14 protein-coding genes and 1 pseudogene are annotated in these 17,002 nt (G+C 48.2%); 2 read left to right on the top strand and 13 right to left on the bottom strand.

Annotated features, from left to right (window positions below; all coding sequences use genetic code 11):
* Positions 1–28: 28 nt before the first annotated feature.
* The 5 genes from murB to DWY93_RS08835 form a co-directional block, all read right to left on the bottom strand.
* Positions 29–898, bottom strand: a complete 870-nt coding sequence (gene murB, locus DWY93_RS08855) for a UDP-N-acetylmuramate dehydrogenase (protein WP_117470046.1) — start codon at positions 896–898, stop codon at positions 29–31.
* A gap of 15 nt (positions 899–913) precedes the next feature.
* Entirely contained in the window at positions 914–1,843 is a 930-nt protein-coding gene (gene hprK / locus DWY93_RS08850) for an HPr(Ser) kinase/phosphatase (protein WP_015552599.1), read from the bottom strand.
* A 363-nt stretch (positions 1,844–2,206) separates the two neighbouring features.
* Positions 2,207–4,129, bottom strand: a complete 1,923-nt coding sequence (gene uvrC / locus DWY93_RS08845; protein ID WP_347465916.1) for an excinuclease ABC subunit UvrC — start codon at positions 4,127–4,129, stop codon at positions 2,207–2,209.
* A complete protein-coding gene (locus DWY93_RS08840) occupies positions 4,126–4,740 on the bottom strand; it encodes a DUF1653 domain-containing protein (RefSeq protein WP_242990571.1) in 615 nt (204 codons plus the stop codon). The genes uvrC and DWY93_RS08840 overlap by 4 nt, the downstream gene beginning before the upstream one ends.
* Before the next feature lie 14 nt (positions 4,741–4,754).
* Entirely contained in the window at positions 4,755–6,098 is a 1,344-nt protein-coding gene (locus DWY93_RS08835) for a putative glycoside hydrolase (protein WP_117470047.1), read from the bottom strand.
* Positions 6,099–6,507: 409 nt separating this feature from the next.
* Here DWY93_RS08835 and DWY93_RS08830 point away from each other — a divergent pair, with 409 nt between their 5' ends.
* The gene (locus DWY93_RS08830; protein WP_117470130.1) at positions 6,508–7,983 is read left to right on the top strand and encodes a DUF1846 domain-containing protein; all 1,476 of its coding nucleotides are present in this window, start codon (positions 6,508–6,510) and stop codon (positions 7,981–7,983) included.
* A gap of 170 nt (positions 7,984–8,153) precedes the next feature.
* Positions 8,154–9,185, top strand: a complete 1,032-nt coding sequence (locus tag DWY93_RS08825; RefSeq protein ID WP_133304047.1) for a L,D-transpeptidase — start codon at positions 8,154–8,156, stop codon at positions 9,183–9,185.
* A 123-nt stretch (positions 9,186–9,308) separates the two neighbouring features.
* On the opposite strand, the gene DWY93_RS08820 is transcribed toward DWY93_RS08825, so the two are convergent.
* The 8 genes and pseudogenes from DWY93_RS08820 to DWY93_RS08785 form a co-directional block, all read right to left on the bottom strand.
* A complete protein-coding gene (locus DWY93_RS08820) occupies positions 9,309–10,568 on the bottom strand; it encodes an FAD-dependent oxidoreductase (RefSeq protein WP_117472246.1) in 1,260 nt (419 codons plus the stop codon).
* 224 nt (positions 10,569–10,792) lie between these two features.
* Complete coding sequence (tnpB, locus tag DWY93_RS08815) at positions 10,793–11,896, bottom strand: IS200/IS605 family element RNA-guided endonuclease TnpB (RefSeq protein ID WP_117470050.1); 1,104 nt, start codon at positions 11,894–11,896, stop codon at positions 10,793–10,795.
* Positions 11,897–11,913: 17 nt separating this feature from the next.
* A pseudogene (locus DWY93_RS08810) lies at positions 11,914–12,009 on the bottom strand (transposase); the annotation flags it as partial.
* A gap of 111 nt (positions 12,010–12,120) precedes the next feature.
* The gene (gene tnpA, locus DWY93_RS08805) at positions 12,121–12,459 is read right to left on the bottom strand and encodes an IS200/IS605 family transposase (RefSeq protein WP_242990570.1); all 339 of its coding nucleotides are present in this window, start codon (positions 12,457–12,459) and stop codon (positions 12,121–12,123) included.
* 102 nt (positions 12,460–12,561) lie between these two features.
* Positions 12,562–13,053, bottom strand: a complete 492-nt coding sequence (locus DWY93_RS08800) for a low molecular weight protein-tyrosine-phosphatase (protein ID WP_117470051.1) — start codon at positions 13,051–13,053, stop codon at positions 12,562–12,564.
* A 489-nt stretch (positions 13,054–13,542) separates the two neighbouring features.
* Positions 13,543–14,922, bottom strand: coding sequence for a hypothetical protein (locus tag DWY93_RS08795; RefSeq protein ID WP_117470052.1), 1,380 nt, complete (start codon positions 14,920–14,922; stop codon positions 13,543–13,545).
* 360 nt (positions 14,923–15,282) lie between these two features.
* The gene (locus DWY93_RS08790; protein ID WP_117470053.1) at positions 15,283–16,434 is read right to left on the bottom strand and encodes an IS91 family transposase; all 1,152 of its coding nucleotides are present in this window, start codon (positions 16,432–16,434) and stop codon (positions 15,283–15,285) included.
* Between the two features lie 126 nt (positions 16,435–16,560).
* Complete coding sequence (locus DWY93_RS08785) at positions 16,561–16,929, bottom strand: resolvase (RefSeq protein WP_117470054.1); 369 nt, start codon at positions 16,927–16,929, stop codon at positions 16,561–16,563.
* Positions 16,930–17,002 lie beyond the last annotated feature (73 nt).

Below are 17,002 nucleotides of genomic sequence, written 5' to 3'. Positions count from 1 at the left end.
CGAGAATTCCTCCCTGTATTGTGCACCTTTAAAATTCACCTAAGAGTTTTACTTCCAGCTCGAGATCTACCCCGGAACTCGCCTTTACCCGGCGTTTTACCTCATTGCAAAGTCCCAAAATATCCGCCGCCGTTCCATGATCCTTATTGATCACGAATCCGGCGTGTTTCTCGGAGACCGCGGCTCCGCCGACGGAAAATCCCTTTAAACCGGCATCCTCGATCAGTTTTCCGGCGAAATATCCTTCCGGGCGCTTGAAGGTGCTTCCGGCGCTCGGGTATTCTAACGGCTGCTTCTCTTTTCTCTTTCTTGCCAGCTCTTCCATCTGCGACCGGATCACCTCCGGATCGCCAGGTGTCAGCTTGAATGCCGCGCGGACTGTGAAAAGTCCCAGGCGCTCCAGACAGCTCGTTCTATATCCCAACTCCAGCTCCTCGTTTTTCATCAGCTTCACATTTCCGTCCTGGTCCATCACATCCGCCCACAGGAGTACGTTCTTCATCTCGGATCCGTAAGCGCCCGCATTCATCATGACCGCACCGCCGACGGTTCCCGGGATTCCCGCTGCGAACTCCAGGCCGGTGAGCTCCTCTCTCGCCGCCGTGTTCGCAAGCTTTGAGAGCATCACGCCTGCCCCGGCGATGATAATGTTTTCGTTTTTCTGAACTTCTAATTCAGCGAGACGCTCTGTGCTGATGATCGTGCCACGGAAACCTTTATCTCCCACGAGGAGATTGCTTCCGTTGCCGATCATGTACCAGGGCTGTCCTGACTTTTTACAGTCCAGGACCGCCTCGCGGAGTTCTGTCTCTGATTCCGGAATCATGAACCGGTCTGCCGGACCGCCGACGCGGAATGATATGTGCCGCGCCATCGGCTCATTTGTTCTGATTTCCATGAATGTTTCTCCTTTTTATTCGCCTCTTTTAGCGATATTCGCCTGCACGCGGTTGTAGAGCTCCTGGGCCGCGTTGTAGCCCATCTTCTTCTGACGGTAGTTGACCGCCGCGGACTCTACGATTACTGCCAGATTACGTCCCGGACGGACCGGAATGTTGTGGCAGACAACTTTATTTCCAAGGAACTCCGTGTACTGGTCCTCAAGTCCGAGACGGTCGTATTCCTTATTCTTATCCCACTCTTCGAGCTTGATGACCATGTCGATGGACTGGGTATCTTTTACACTCTCGACACCGAACAGGGTCTTCACGTCGATGATGCCGATCCCGCGCACCTCGATGAGATATCTTGTGATATCCGGGGCGGAACCGACGAGAGTTTCATCGCTGACCTTGCGAATCTCCACAACGTCATCACTTACGAGACGGTGTCCACGCTTGATGAGCTCCAGGGCGGCCTCGCTCTTACCGATTCCGCTCTCGCCTGTGATCAGAACGCCTTCGCCAAATACATCGACGAGAACGCCGTGAATGCTGATGCACGGGGCAAGTTTTGCCTTCAGCCAGCGGATGACTTCCGCCATGGTATCGGATGTCGGTTTTGCGGAGAGCAGGCACGGAACACCGTAATGACTGCAGAGTTCTGCGACCTCCGGCTCCGGTGTCTGGTTTCTGCAGAACACGAGACATGGGATCTTGCTGGAGATCAGCTTGTCATACATGGCGATCCGGCGCTCTCTTGTGAGCCCGGAGAGGTACGCGATCTCCACGTTTCCGATCATCTGTACACGCTCATTGTCAAAATGTGCGTAGAATCCGGTGAGCTGAAGCGCCGGACGGTTCACGTCCGGGTGGGAGACAACGATCTTCTCGCAGTCCAGCTCCGGGGTCAGGTTTTTGAAATCCATTTTTTCTATTAATTCAGCTATTGTAACTCCGTACATGGCATAGTTCTCCTTTCCTGTATCTGGCCGCTGCCTCGAATCATGGCGGCAGTTCTTCGGAACAATTCGCAGCTATTCTATCGATTTAAAATACTGTGTAACTATTCAGTACCTTCATAGTTACACGCAAAAATCCATTCCAGATCAGCTTCGCTGATGGGATTTTTGCCCTCCAGCCTATGTTTTCTTACGGTCAGCGCAGCAAGTGCGCAGACCTACTGAACAGTTACAATACTGTTCTTTTTATCTTATATCCTGTCGGCATCGCTTCTGATATAAATTTACAGCTCTGCGCACAGTTATCTCCATCCTATCATATCACAGGCCGAATGTCACGAGATTTTCCTGCTTCATCCCGTGCATTTACTCCGTGATCTCCGGCGCACGGTCCTTCTCGCGGAAATAGGCGTAGACGCTCTCCGCCGCCCGCTTATTCATGCCCTCCGTGCTCTCAAGCTCCTCCAAGGTTGCATCACGCACCGCCTCCAGGCACTTGAACCGGCGCATCAATGCTTTTCTTCTCGCCGGTCCGATGCCCTCGATATCGTCGAGGACTGAGTGTACCTGTGCCTTGCTTCGCAGACTTCTGTGGTACTCGATGGCGAACCGGTGTGCCTCATCCTGGATCCTCGTCACGAGCTTGAAGCCCTCGGAATGGCGGTCGATGGGGATCTCAACATTATTATAGTAGAGTCCCCTGGTCCGGTGATTGTCATCCTTTACCATGCCGCAGACCGGAATGTTAAGCTTCAGTTCGCTCAGCACACTCAGCGCGATGTTCACCTGTCCGCGGCCGCCGTCCATGAGGATCAGGTCTGGGAACCGCGTAAAGCTTCCGAAGCTTCCATCCGGCGCTTCCGCCCCGTCTTCCTGGTTCTTTCGCTCCTCTTCCAGCTCCTCCATGCCATGGGTGAACCGGCGGGTCAGCACCTCTTCCATGGACGCGTAATCGTTGGGTCCCTGAACGGTCTTTATTTTAAATTTCCGGTAATCATTCCGCTTCGGACGTCCGTCCTCGAAGACTACCATGGAACCAACGGACTCGAAACCGCTGATATTGGAGATATCGTAGGCCTCCATCCTGCGGACTTTTTCCAGCCCCAGCCAGTCTCCCACCTGGTTCATGGCGCCGATGGTCCGGAGTTCTTCTCTCTTGATCTTATCCTTATCCTGGTCAAGCACAAGCTTCGCGTTCTTCTGCGCAAGCTCCACCAGTCGCTCTTTCTGGCCTTTTTTCGGGATCAGGAATTTTACCGCCTGACCGCGGCGTTTCGTGAGCCACTCTGCGATGAGATCCATCTCCGGAAATTTTTCCTGCACCCATATCTCTCTCGGGATAAATGGAGTTCCCGCGTAGAACTGTTTTACAAAGCTTCCGATGATCTGGTAATTGTTGTCTGCCGTGGATGCGGAGACACGGAAATGTTCCCGGCCGATCATCTTTCCATCCCGGACAAAGAATACCTGCACCACAGCGTCCGCGTCGTCCCTCGCCATGGCAATCACATCCCGGTCTTCCATGCTATGGCTCGTGATCTTCTGCTTCTGGGCGACCTGCTTCACGCTGTTTAAGAGTTCCCGGTACTCGATAGCCTGCTCGTACTCCATCGCGTCGGAGGCCGCCATCATCTTTTCCTCCAGCATCGTCAGCACCGGAGTGTACTTTCCGTCCAGAAATTCGATGACCTCGGAGACAGATTTCTTATATTCCACCTCGGAAATATAGCCCTGGCACGGCCCTGAGCACTGTTTGATGTGGTAGTTCAGGCACGGACGTTCCTTTCCGATGTCCTTCGGAAGATTCCTGCTGCATGTCCGGAGCTTCCAGAGCTTGTGGATCAGGTCGATGGTGTCCTTCACCGCTCCGGCGCTGGTATATGGTCCGAAATACCGGCATTTGTCCTTTTTCATGGTTCTGGAGAACAGGACTCTCGGGAACGGCTCGTCCGTAGTGACCTTGATGTAGGGATATGTCTTGTCATCCTTTAACATCGTGTTGTACCGAGGGCGGTGTTCCTTGATGAGGTTGCACTCTAAAACCAGGGCCTCCAGCTCGGAGTCCGTGATGATATACTCGAATCTCGCGATCCTGGATACCATCTTCTCGATCTTGGCCGTCTTGTTCCGGCTGCTCTGGAAATACTGGCGCACACGGTTCTTCAAGCTTATGGCTTTTCCTACATATATGATCTCATCGTGCTTATCATGCATGAGATAAACTCCCGGCGATGCTGGGAGTTTTTTTAATTCTTCTTCAATATTGAAAGGAATATCATTCTCTGTCAACGCAATCTCTCCCCGTCAAACTTTCTGATCATCGCAAGGTGGCGCTTGATGAACATGATCTGGGATCCAACATCATCGCAGCCCACCGGCGGATGGATGTCCAGAACCATGCAGATATCATCCAGTTCTTTCTGGGTTGCATGGGTCTGGAGCTTTGTCAGGCATTCCAGCATCAGATCATAGTTTTTTTCGTCCATGGCATCGAAGAAGTCCAGGAGCTCCTGGTTGACGGGCTGGTCTTCATCTGGGGCCTGGGCGGTGGTGTTTTTGGCGCTGCTGTCGCTGTCTGCCGACGGCTTCTGTTCTGCTGGTACCTGCCGCACTGGCTGAGCTGCATTCTGAGCGGAATTTTCCGCATTCTGTGGCTTTACAAGCCGTACTCTCTCAAACCGATACTTCTGCACCGCATCCGGGTATTTCTCCCGGTCAACTTCCTCTAAAAACATGTCAAGCGGACGCACCCAGATCTTGAAGTCCCCGTAGAGCGCCTGGTAGACTACCATTTCTTCCCCGGTCTCCGAGTGGGTCGCAACCACGATGATCTGATATAACTTATTTTTAAAGTGCCGGTAGAATTCTCCCGGCACTGGTGTTTTACGAATCTGATTCATTTTGTTCTCCATTTTTACTGTTGAGCCGTTTCGGACTCTGTCCCTGCAGATGTTTCTCCGCCATCCGGACCAGCCTCGCCTTCGCCCGGAACTTCCGCTGCCGCTGCGCTGCTTCCGTCCCCGGAAAGTCCCTCTAAATGGTACTTATTCACCGCGCTCCACAGCATCCACTCCTCGTATCCTGCATCCTGGACGGCGCGGACTTCCTCCGCGACCTCAGCATTTCCGTAGGTGATATAATTTCCTTCCCCGAGATATGTGGCTGTGAAGTCCTGAAGCCACGGGCGGACGATCGCCTGGCGGCTCTCATGGTTGTCGGCTCTCGATGCATCCAGCAGGACCTTTCCAGATTTCTGAAGTGCCCCGAAGATCGTTTTATACGGTTCCGTATCCGGGTGTTCCAGCCCGAAGTTTCCAGAGCTGTAGTGGGACGGGTAGATCATCGGGCAGATATAGTCGAGAATCTTCGCCATCTCCGTATAATTCTGTCCGACGGCAGTGGAATCCACGCCGCTTCCGATGATCGTGCCGAACACATCCGCAGAGACGAAAAGTCCCTGGGACGCGAGATTTTCATATAAATACTTGGTACACTCCAGGATCGTATCCGTCTTGGAACGCCCCCGGATCACTGCTTCGTCGTAGACGACCTGACCCGCCGACGCCTCGTTCGGGAATCTCAGATAGTCAAGCTGGACCTCATCAAAGCCGAGATCTTTCGCCTCCGTTCCGACTTCCAGAAGATATTCCCAGACCTCCTGGCGGTGCGGATCCACCCAGTACATTCCCTGGCGGTCCTGGTATAGGCTGCCGTCCGGCAGTTTCAGGCTCCACTCCGGCTTCTTCTCCGCGAGATAGGAATCCCTGAAGGCCGCGACCCGCGCGATCACATAGAGATCCTTCTCCTTGAGGCTCTCGATCAGTTCTTTCATGTCCCGCACATACGGGATACTGGCGCCGATCTCGTTCACCGTCGCCGCATCCACCGGACATGTGATCCGTCCCTGATCCTCCTTGAAGTCGATGACCACCGCGTTGATTCCCGCAGTCAGGGCACCGTCCAGAACACTGTTTAAGACTTCCTCATTTCCTGCCACCGGTCCCGTAATGTAGATGCCGCGGACCTTCTTCGCCTCGCGCCCCGGAAGCGCCGGGTTCGAGGAGTCCACGATCCGCACGGAGATCGTCTTATTTTTATCTTCCCCAGCATCCTCGATCACCAGGACACCGCTGGTCTCCTGGGTGCTCTCCGCCCCGGCTGTTGTCCCTGCTGTCTCAGTCTCCTCCGCCGCCGGTCTGCTGCATGCCGATAACAGGAACAGACCCGCCATGGAGAACGCAAATAGCATTTTTTTCATGTTCGCTCATCCTTTATTTCAATCCACAGTCAGTAATTTCACGGAGACTGGCACATTTATTGATTCCTTGTCAACAGGGAATACTGATTTTTCTCCGTCACTACTGCCATTAAGTTTTCCTGCAGTTTATTTCATCATCTGCCAGGAGATAAGAACTCAAGTTACCACCATAATATCATAAGTATATGGATTTGGGAAAGAAAAATTAAAAAACTACTGTTCAAAATGAGGTTTTTGATGGATAATAGATAGATAGGTACGAACGGCTGCCAAAAGCCGCAGGTACGAAAACTTTTTGAAAATGATCCGGATGTCTGCCCCACAGCTGTTTCAGCCGGATGTCTTTCCTGGAAGCTCCAGACCGGCTCATTTTCATTTAATATGACTATTAAGAGGAGAAAAACAAATGATCAAGCAGGGTTTCGACAACGACAAATACCTCGCCATGCAGTCTGACCATATCCGCGAGAGGATCAGCAAATTCGGCGATAAATTATATCTGGAATTTGGCGGCAAGCTGTACGATGATTACCATGCATCCCGTGTACTTCCGGGCTTCGAGCCGGACAGCAAGCTCCGCATGCTCATGCAGCTGGCTGACCAGGCAGAGATCGTCATCGCCATCAATGCCGCTGATATCACAAAGAACAAGGTCCGCTACGATCTGGGCATTACATACGATCTGGATGTGCTGCGCCTGATCCATGTATTCACCGACCGCGGACTCTATGTCAGCAGTGTCGTAATTACCCGCTACGTTGACACACCGGCGATCCAGCAGTTCAAACACAAGCTGGAGAAGCTTGGCCTTAAGGTATACCGCCACTATGAGATCGACGGCTATCCGAGCAACATTCCGCTTATCGTCAGCGATGAAGGTTACGGAAAGAATGACTATATCGAGACGACACGTCCACTCGTTGTCGTTACAGCTCCGGGGCCGGGAAGCGGAAAGATGGCGACCTGCCTTTCCCAGCTGTACCACGAAAATAAGCGCGGCGTAAAGGCCGGATACGCGAAATTCGAGACATTCCCGATCTGGAACCTGCCGTTAAAGCACCCGGTAAACTTAGCTTACGAGGCCGCAACTGCAGACTTGAACGATGTGAACATGATCGACCCGTTCCATCTCGAGGCTTACGGAAAGACCACCGTCAACTACAACCGCGACGTTGAAATCTATCCTGTGCTCAGCGCCATCTTTGAGGGAATCTTCGGCGAATGCCCGTACAAATCCCCGACCGATATGGGTGTCAACATGGCCGGTCTCTGCATCTTCGATGACGAGGCATGCCGCGAGGCTTCCTGCCAGGAGATCATCCGCCGCTACTACCAGGCTCTTGAGAAGGTCGTAAAAGATGATTCCTGCCAGAACGAGGCATACAAGATCGAACTGATCATGAAGCAGGCAAAGATCTCCCCGAAGGACCGCGTTGTTGTTCCTGCCGCTGTAAATCTTGCGAAAGAGACAGATGCCCCGGCTGCTGCCCTGGAACTCCCGGACGGAAAGATCGTTCTCGGTAAGACAAAGGAGCTCCTCGGCGCTTCCGCTGCCGTTCTCTTAAACGCAGTGAAGGAGCTGGGCGGAATCGACCACTCCATCGACCTGATCTCCCCGGAGTCCATCGCTCCGATCCAGGAATTAAAGGTCCGTTACCTCGGCAGCGGCAACCCGAGACTGCACACCGATGAGGTGCTCATCGCCCTCTCCACCTGTGCTGCTACCGACGAGAACGCAAGGATCGCTTTAGAACAGCTCCCGAAGCTCCGCGGTTGCCAGGTACACACAACAGTTATGCTGTCCAATGTAGATAAGAATGTCTTTAAGAAGCTCGGCATCGGACTTACCTGTGAGCCGGTGCAGGAAGATAAGAAAATTGGGTAATTCCTAGATTGCAAAGACCGCCGTCTGCCAGTAGGATGTCCTGCGACAGACGAGCGGTTCTTTTTTCGTCCGACACTCTGTTGAAACGCAAAGTTTGTCGAAAAAAATGATTGCCTTTTCGACAGAATGTACCTACAATAGGTAGGAAGAAAACTTTGGAGAATCAGATCATGAATCAGAAATCAAGAAATGCACTTTACGCAGGTCTCGGGACTGTTTTTGCGGTCATGCTCGCGAATCCGGCTATAGCCTATGCCGGAACATGGTCCAACGAGGGCGGACCGAACCAGTGGAAATACTATACCGATGACAATACAAGCGCCGCCGACGGCTGGTACTGGATCGACGGAGATCAGGACGGCTTGGAGGAATGCTATTATTTCGATAAAAACGGCTTTATGATGGCGGACACAAGAACACCAGACGGTTTCCAGGTAAATTCCGACGGATTCTGGACCGTAAGTGGACAGGTACAGAAACGTGAAACGCCGGTGCAGGACCTTCCAACCGGACTTCATGAACAGGAAGGCGGGCTTATCTACCGCGACGAGGGCGGCGAGCTCGCTGCGAACGCCTGGAGAAGCTCGGACGGAAGCTGGTACTATTTCGACGCTGCGGGTCATGCCGTCAAGGGATGGCAGTATATTGACGGATACAAATTCTACTTCGATGAGAATGCTTGCACGCTGGTCCAGAACCTTGAGGGCATCCTCTCTGCACAGTCTTTCCAGATCGTTGTGGACCGTGCCCGCTGCCAGGTAACCGTATATGCCCCGGATGATGGAAACGGATATATCATTCCTTACCGGACCTTTATCTGTTCCCCGGGAAAAGAAAATTCCCAGACTCCAACGGGAACCTTTAAAACCACACGCAAATACCGATGGCATGCCCTCGTCGAGTCCACATACGGTCAATATTGTACAAGACTCGGCAACACCAACATCCTCTTCCACAGCGTCCCGGGAAAGACCACAAGCATTCACAACATTACCGCTGAGGAATACAACAAACTCGGCGCTCCTGCCTCCCACGGCTGCATCCGCATGACCGTTGCCGACTGCAAATGGATCTACGACCACTGCCCGTCCGGCACTGTCGTCACCGTAGGCGACAATCTTCCAGCACCGTTTGACAGACCGGAAGCCGAGAAGATTCCGGAAGGTCAGGATTGGGATCCTACGGATCCGGAGATCGGATAAACTATTTACAAAAAGGACCTGACGCTCGCAGGTCCTTTTTGTATTTCAACTGCTTCAATTGCTTAGTTCTCTTTTCCACCAATAGAACGGCTGCCATATTATTTCACTGCAATTTCTGAATATTTATACCAAAGCATTCTGCTCCTTCAATATTTCCCTGACATGCTCGATCTCCGCTCTTTCATCCACCGCCAGACACGCCGCCCCGACGCCTGCTGCATGCCCGGTCGCAAAGCATGTTCCCATAACACGCACAGCCGCAAATGCCGCCTCATCCGCCGAGATCATTCTCCCTGCCCCAAACAGATTTTTCACATTCTCCGACTGAAGTGCCCCGAGAGGAATGTCAAAATAGCTTCCCGACTTCACTTCCATATAAGTCGCCATCTTGTTGACATCCCTGTGAATCTCCGGTTTCCATCCGCCCCGGGCCACACCGTCCGGGCGCTTTCTCCCGGAGATCACGTCGTCCGCCGTGATCGTCTCCTTTCCCACCAGCTTTCTCGTCTCCCGAAAACCGATCGATGGTCCGATCACCGCCAGCTCACTGTGCTCCATTCCCGGCATATAAGTTCTCAACGCCTGGATATACCCGAGCACCTGTTTCCTCGTCTCCCTCTCCATCCGTGTCATCTCTTCCGCTGAAAGTCCTTCCGGAATAATGCTCGGAAGAAGTACATGGACGATCCCAGAATTTTCCATTTTGAGAATAAATCCTTTTTCTCTGGTAAGGTTTCTGATCCCTTCTGCCTTCGCTCTCACCACTGCCCGCTCAACCGCCGCCGGTGACAGATCCACATCCGCTGCCACACCGCTCAGCCGGAAGGTCAGCGTCGCTGCCTGCGGATGTCCGCCATCGGTTCCCCATATGAGCTTCGCACCCGCAAGTCTGGACAGATTTGCGTCTCCAGTTGCATCCACGAATGCCTTTGCTGAAACGGTAAACAGGCCTTCATCATCCGCACACTGAATCGTCCGGATCGTATTCTCCACAGTCTCTGCCCCGATCAGCACCGTATGTAAAAAATAATCCACATGTTCCTTTTCCAACAGGTTATCCAGCGCGCATTTCAAATATTCCGGCTGAAAGATAATATCCCGGTTCCCGGATGCGGAAATCTCCTCAGCGATCGTCGGACCCAGTGCCCTCATCTCATCCAGCACAAGCTGCCCGATCCCTTTCACCACCCGCACCGGATCCGATCCGCATGTATAAAATCCACAGAAGCAATTAACTCCTGAGTTCGTCGCCTCTCCTCCGAGATAAGCATTCCGCTCCACCAAAAGCGTTTTCGCTCCAGCCTTCGCCGCTCCGACTGCCGCGGCCACACCTGCAGTACCGCCGCCAACAACTACTATATCATATTGATAGGAACGCTCCATATCAAGATTCACTCCTTTTTGTAAGCACATGTTGTCAATCAAGTCAGAGCCACTACTCCCGCCGATATGAATTTACGATAATTCACGATCGGAAAAAGGTGTGGCTTATCTGACCAGGGTGAACTACCCATTGTCTTAAGCTAATGGGCTTCCTGATTCATCGACCTCGTAACCTACTATCTCCACAGGCGTTAATTTGGGCAGTCCCTGCCCTATATATTTCTTTATGCTATTTGTCTTAATCCTTCTGTCAGTATATTTTTCGCGGCATTGATATCCCTGTCATGTTCTGCTCCGCATTTCGGACATATCCATGTCCTCACTGACAAATCTTTTGTATCTGGATTCTGATACCCGCAAACAGAACATAATTGACTACTAGCATAAAATGTATCTATTTTGATGTATTTCCTGCCATTCCATTTTGCCTTATACTCTAACTGTCTTGTCAGCTCATACCATGATACATCACTTATGGCTTTTGCCAGATGATGATTTTTTACCATGTTTTTTATCTGTAAATTCTCTGAAACTATCACTTGGTTTTCGCCAATAATCTCATGTGAAACTTTATGTAGATAATCTTTTCTTATATTCCTTATTTTCTCATGGCATAATGCTATCTTTTTCTTTGTTTTATAATAGTTCTTGCTTCTCTTTCCTTTATGTGACACTTGCCTTTGCAGCTTTACAAGCTGTTTCTCGTATTTTTTTATGATTTTTAGATTCTCATATACCTTCCCATCGGAAGTAATACATAAATCTTTAATTCCTAAATCGATTCCTATGTTATGATTTGTATGTGCCAGTTCCTTATGCTCCGTTTCTACAAGTATGGACACATAGTATTTTCCACTGGAAACCTGCGAAACGGTCGCTGACTTAATCTGCCCACGATATTCCCTGTGTAACCTTGCTTTTACCGCTTTTAATTTTGGCAATTTTATCTTCCCTGTCTCAAAATCTACCGCAATGTTTCCATTTGTGAAGTTTGTTGTGTATGATTTATGGTTATCGTGTTTGCTCTTGAATTTTGGATATCCCGCATGTTCCTTAAAGAATTTTTGATATGCGGCGTCCATGTTATAGATTGCGTTGGTCAGAGCAAATTTATCTATTGCTTTTAACCATTCATAGTCTTTCTTTAATTCTCTGTTACAGTAATTATTACAATCCGTTTTACTAACTGACTTTTTCTCTTTCTCGTATATTTCTTTCCGATATGCCAATGTCTGATTGTAAACAAAACGGCAACAGCCAAATGTTTTTGCAATCTGAATTCTTTGTTCGCTATTAGGATATATCCTGTATTTATATGCTTTTAACACCCACTGCCGCCACCTTTCTACCCTTGATTTTCTATATATTTTCGGGGCATCTCTTCTGAAACATTTCCTACACTGCAGACAAAATATCCGTCCGTCCAAAAAGTATGTTCTTTCGTAACTATTCAGTAGGTCTGCGCACATGCTGCGCTGACCGTAAGAACACATAGGCCAGAAAGCAAAAATCCCATCAGCGAAGCTGATCTGGAATGGATTTTTGCTCGTAACTATGAAGGCACTGAATAGTTATGTTCTTTCCAGAAATGTTTTCGTAGATAATCCGGATATCTTTTCCAAATATGATAGGTTGTATAACTCTTCATCAGATTTACTATTTTACTGATAGACATTGTTGGTTCTGTTTCTATCATGTAATGAATATGATCTTTATCTGCCTCCATATATCTGATAATGACTTTATGCTTTTGACATATCTCATAAGAAAACTGCTTTATATCATCTGATATTTGTTTTGACATCAGCAATTTCTTTCTATACTTGCATACGAAAATAATATGATACTGTAACAAATATTTGTGTCTGTTTTTTGATTTCCACGTTCCCATAACGCAAGTATAGCACAAACCTCCACTTCCGGCTACCTTAACCCACCGTCTAAAGCCAGTGGGATTGCGGTAGCCCTATTTCAAGTCGAAATATTTGCACAACTATAACAGAAATTTTAAAAGTCCCTGACACCCGGCTGTCACATCCCGCCAGGTATTATCAAAATTCCCGGTATACCACGGATCCGCCACATCCGGCACCTTATCCGGGTTCCGCTTTCCGGCTTTAAGCTCCTTCCAGCCATCCCCGGCAAATTCCAGCATCTTATAGATCTTCTTCTCGGGATCACCGCCCGCGATCTGCGTTATATTCCGGATATTTGCCTGATCCATCCCGATCAGATAATCGAATTTCCGGTAATCCTCCCTCTCCATACATCTCGCGGTCTTTCCCGCGCAGGAGATACCTGCCGCCGCCAGCTTCTTTCGCGTTCCGGGATGTACCGGGTTTCCGGTCTCCTCATAGGAGGTCGCCGCGGATTCGATATAAAATTCAGCGGAAAGGTTGTGTTTTGCTACGAGGTCTTTAAAGTAGAACTCGGCGAGTGGGCTTCGACAGATGTTGCCGAGGCATATGAAAAGTATTTTTATCATGCCTTAAAAACTCCTTGAAAATACTGATTTTCCTTGATTTTACACCACTTTCTACGATTTGCTGTGATAGATTGTTTTCTTCGTTTTCGTCGCATATCGTGGCATAAACTCGTATATCTTATCATTCAGATTTAGTAAAAATCTTAGTAAAACAGCTCGATTTTCTCATTTTACTAAAGACTTTTTCCACTTAGGTTATCATTTAGTTGTATCAATTTTCTTAATATTTTAAGCTTCATCCTGTGAAGCTCTGCTACAAGCAATACCCAGTACTTAGTGGCGAAACGCCACTAACTGGGCAATGGTTGCACCCTTGACCGGCTAAGGCGCTTCGCCCTTAACCCGAGCAGAGTCTTTCTCCTGCACCTTGCATAAGGCTCTGTCTTTACAATCCGACAAACTTGAAATTATATGTTATTCAATCCAAAGCTTCATATAATCGCCCTCTTGATAGTCATATACTCGTTTGCCTGCTTCTTCTTTTTTCAATTACTTCAGTATCTGATAGCTCATCATAAAAAGAATAACCATCAGACCTAAAAATATCTTGACCAGTTTCTGATACATCGTTGTTGCCGGACTTATGAGTGGGTTCCAGGTTTCCTCTGTGCCAGGCATATTGTTTTTATTGCTCCAATTTTCTCCAGTTATCTTCTGGGCATAGAGACGGTTGGATGCATAAGAGAGCATTTCCTTGGCGGCTTCTGCCTCGTGTTCTGACAATTCAAGGGTTCTGCCATCTGCGAAAGAGAGCATTTTCCATTTGCCTGCTTTCTTTCTCGGGGAGGCCCATCCGCTGATGTCTGTGAGAAGCGGAAGATAGTAAACACCAGCGGCGTCCTGTTCGTCAATGATAAAATGATGAGTGACCGTGAACGATCTGTTGCTGGAAACTGGCTGCATGAGAAAATATTCCGTACAGAAAAGCTCTCTGATCTGCTTGCGCTGTCCCCATGCATCGAAGCAGGAAAGTGTCCGCATGACCGGACCAATGGTGATAAGAACGACAAACACTGCGCCTGTCAGCAGCAAAATGGCTGCGTATATCATAGTCGACGAGTAATCGCTGAAAGGCGATGCCGCTTCCCGAAGCATCACTCCACAAAGCGGAATCACCAACGCAGCTTCCAGCAGGGAAATCCCACGAAAAATGGCATTCTGGCAAAACAGATAATAAAAGCTGACAAAGGTAACAGCATTCTGCCCACTATGGTAGCGAAGCGGAATCCGCATAAGCAAAAGTTCAGATAAAAGGCCGACAAGCAGCACCGCTTCCTTACATGCAAGGATATAAATTCCATACATCCATATATAGAGCCAAGTTCCGTGGGAACCAGAAAGGGCCAGCAAATCTCCCTCCTTCGCATTTTCCAGAACACTATTCAGGATATTTTCCCCGAAAAACAGGTGATAACCGATGCCCAACATCAATATGATCCATGCAATATAATCAGGAATACAGGACAGCACCCAGCGTTTGCGGCTGCCATGCTCATGCCTCCTTTGTCGTAAGAGCCCGATTCCCCATAGAATCGGATAAAGAAATACAATAAGAAGCAGCGCAAGATTCGTTTGTGGCTGTATTGCCGTTATAAGCAGGCTCAGGCGTTTGTCCTGTGAAGCTATGCTCTGCAGATTCGGTACATGCTCAAAAATTGATAGTATCGACACGAAAATTACTGCAAAGACTCCTGGTATCGCCATCAGACTGAATGTTTCCGCTTTTGACTTGCGCTTCACCAGATTATATAGGTCGTTAAGATACAGACCTGCATTCAGATAAAGAAGTATCATTGTAAGCCAAAAGTCTGGTAAATAATCGGCATCCATCGTATATAATTGAAAGAAATCCAAGAACGCCTCTATCATTTTTCACACTTCTCCCTATTGAGATTTATCCTGTTTATTCTTACGGAAACACCCTTGTTCATAGTCATTAAAAATGTCTCCTTTAATTCTTTAGGTTACAATCGATGATGGGGTAAACGAAAAAGCAGTTTTGACATTGCAGAGAACTGCCCCTTCGTTTACACCATTTTCGAGTTGACCTAATTGAACAAAGTGAGCGTCCGGGTAGCCGCAACCTATGGACTTTCAATTCTTTGTTCCTGTCCATGATTATATATGATTCTCGGTATGAAAGCTACAACATTTTATAAAAAACAGGCAAATGGGCATGACGATAAAACCTCAGAAACTGAGGCTTTTGAAAGTATTAGATGTTGCTCTTTAGCAGCGCAGTGGCATTCTCATCTGTGGCTTTCCGAGATGCCCACCACATGCTTTACACGCACAAACTTTGATGCCATAAAGATGTTCCAATATTTCAGGCATTTCCATGTCACGAAGCTTTGAAAGATACTTCTTACATCCAAGTAATTTTCTGCAAAGGGTGAGCTTCTGGTTTTTAGTACGGAAACATAGCAGTCCGTAGTGCCTGATGCGGACAAAACGCCTTGGTGGTACATGCATGAGAAACCGCCGGACAAACTCTACACCCGAAATGGTCAGTTCCTTCCACTGTCCCTCATTACGGTAATCCTTTACTAAGAATGTAACGGTATCATCATCCATACGGACGATGCGGTGATTGCTGACAGCAATGCGATGAGTATACTTACCAAGGTATTTCATTACTGTTTGAGCACCATTGAATGTCTTTTTACAATGAGGAATCCAGTCCATACCATAACAGGAATCTAAAAGCTCCTTGAACGTATAATGGTTACGAAATTTTTCTGCAGTACCATGAAATACCAGCTTATCCTCTTTCCACAACCTCTTTAGTTCCTCCAGATATTTTCCGCGGAACACTTTGGAGATGACCCGGATGGGAAGAAAGAAATTTTCACCATTGTCCTTCCACTGGTTGCTGGAAGCCAGTCCTCCACCCAGCAGGATGGTATGAATGTGGGGATGAAAGTTCATTTCAGAACCCCATGTATGTAAAATGCAGATGTATCCCACCTTTGCGCCGAGACGTTTTGGGTCGGCAGTCAGTTCGCTGATTGTGGAGGAAGCTGCATGGTATAAGGCATCATAAAGAAGTCTCTGGTTGCTGTAAATGACAGGGTTTAAAATATCAGGAACCGTAAAAACCAGATGGAAATAAGGAGCATCAAGGACATCCTCTCTGCGTGTATCCATCCACATTTCTTTCGGAACAGCCTGACACATGGGGCAGCAACGGTTACGGAAGGAATTGTAATGAATCTGTACGAAGCCACAATCCTCACATACACATACATTTGCACCATAGGCACCGGTCTTGCAGTTCATGATGTTATGTGCAACCTTTGCCTGTACAGGGGAAGGTGAATATTGATCAAGGTATGCCGGATAAAAACGATGAAAAATATCCTGTACTGTGGGCTTATCCATTGGCTGTACCATCCTTTCTGTCAAAAGGACCACTATACTCGCCTTCCAGCAGTCCAAGATAAAAACGGGGATAATAATAGCTAGTGTCCGGCACTAACGGAAGTCCAAGCTGGGACGCCATTTTTTTTATAATCTTCCCAATTCTTTATCAACTTTCATTTGGAGCAATGCAGTTTTTTCTCCCATATATTGCTTAGCCACCTTTAGAATTGCCTTATCATTTCCTAAAATTTCTAACACAGTAACAGAAAAAATATTAATCAAATGTGAATCATTCTTATTTAATATTTCTTCAAAATAATTAAACATATTGCTTAATAATTCAGCATCTTCATTCTTAGCTAATAATGTTAAAAGCTCCGGCATAAAAATATCTTCTATTACAACTGTTTCTAATACTTCTCCATATTCTTTTACACTTTCAATGTATGCATTCTTCGTTGATGGAAAAAATTCTTGCATTTTTTCAAAAAACTCTCTTACATTTTTACTCACATTTATATTTTCCAATCAATTAAATAAACTTACGGCATTTTCTAAATCATCTATCAACGCTTCCACTACATCT

The organism is Clostridium sp. AF28-12 (assembly GCF_003435225.1).
Lineage (GTDB): Bacteria > Bacillota > Clostridia > Lachnospirales > Lachnospiraceae > Pilosibacter > Pilosibacter fragilis.
Note: the sequence above shows the minus strand (reverse complement) of the source record. Positions and strands in the feature narration are given on the sequence as shown.